Consider the following 1,537-nt stretch of genomic DNA (forward strand, 5'->3'; position numbering starts at 1 on the left):
CCTGTTCGCCGACTCGGCGAACAACCTGGTCACGGCGTCCCGCCTACTGGTCGAGATCATCGCTGAAGGATCGGACAGGAAAGCCCTGGCCGAGAAGATGCGGGCATGTGAGCACGCGGGTGACGAGCGCACCCACGCGATCATGAACCGCCTCAACGAGAGCTTCATCACACCGTTCGACCGCGAGGACATCTACCGTCTCGCGGCCAACCTGGACGACGTGATGGACTACATGGAGGCCGCCGCCGACCTGATCGAGCTGTACCAGATCGACCACCTGCCCAAGGAGGTCGTCCAGCAGGTCGAGGTCCTGGAGCGCGCCGCCGAGCTGACCGCCGAGGCCATGCCGCGGCTGCGTTCGATGCGCAACCTGAACGAGTACTGGATCGAGGTCAACCGGCTGGAGAACCAGGCCGACCAGGTCTACCGGCGGTTGCTGGCCAAGCTCTTCAGCGGTGAGTACGACGCGCTCACCGTCATGAAGATGAAGGAGGTCATCGACCAGCTGGAGGGCGCGGCCGACGCCTTCGAGCACGTGGCCAACACGATCGAGTCGATCGCGGTCAAGGAAAGCTAAGTGGACCTCACGCTCGCCCTGGTCATCGGCGTGGTGGTCGTGGCGCTGGTGTTCGACTACACCAACGGCTTCCACGACGCCGCGAACGCGATCGCGACCTCGGTCTCGACCCGCGCCCTGACCCCGAGAGCCGCGCTGTTCATGGCCGCGGCGATGAACTTCCTCGGTGCCCACCTCGGTACCCAGGTGGCCCAGACCGTCGGCAAGGGCATCATCGACGCCCCCCAGGGGAGCCACGGCCTGGTCATCGTCTGCTCGGGCCTGATCGGCGCGATCACCTGGAACCTGATCACCTGGTACTTCGGCCTGCCCTCCTCCAGCAGCCACGCCCTGATCGGCGGCCTGATCGGGTCGGCGCTCGCCTCGGCGAGCGTCGTGCACTGGGACGGCGTGGTGGAGAAGGTCGTCATCCCGATGATCCTCTCCCCGCTGGTCGGCTTCACGCTGGCCGGGGGCATCATGATCGCGATCCTGTGGATCTTCCGGAACGCTCACCCCGGGCGCGCCAACCGCGGCTTCCGCCATGCCCAGACGGTCTCGGCTGCGGCCATGGCCCTCGGCCACGGCCTGCAGGACGCGCAGAAGACCATGGGCGTGATCTTCCTCGCGCTGGTGGTCGGAGGCTACGCGAACACCGGTGACCCGATCCCGCAGTGGGTGATCCTGGCCGCCGCGGCGGCGATCTCGCTGGGCACCTACGCGGGCGGCTGGCGGATCATGCGCACGCTCGGCCGTAAGATCATCGCTCTGGACCCCCCGCAGGGGTTCGCGGCGGAGTCCGCCGCCTCGACAGTCCTGTACGTGGCGGCGATGGGCTTCGGCGCGCCGATCTCCACCACCCACACCATCACCACCGCGATCATGGGCGTGGGCGCCACCAAGCGCCTGTCGGCCGTGCGCTGGGGGGTGGCGGGCAACATCGTGACCGCCTGGATCCTGACGATCCCGGCCGCCGCGCTG

Annotated in this window: 2 protein-coding genes; both read left to right on the plus strand. The window is 67.9% G+C overall.

Going from position 1 to position 1,537, the window contains the following annotated elements; translation table 11 throughout:
• The first annotated feature begins 1 nt into the window (after position 1).
• Positions 2 to 577, plus strand: coding sequence for a DUF47 domain-containing protein (locus ACFOWE_RS33800; protein ID WP_377295165.1), 576 nt, complete (start codon positions 2 to 4; stop codon positions 575 to 577).
• A partial coding sequence (locus ACFOWE_RS33805) for an inorganic phosphate transporter (protein WP_377295167.1) occupies positions 578 to 1,537 on the plus strand: 960 nt, incomplete at its 3' end.

This window comes from Planomonospora corallina, from assembly GCF_042650625.1.
Classification (GTDB): domain Bacteria; phylum Actinomycetota; class Actinomycetes; order Streptosporangiales; family Streptosporangiaceae; genus Planomonospora_B; species Planomonospora_B corallina.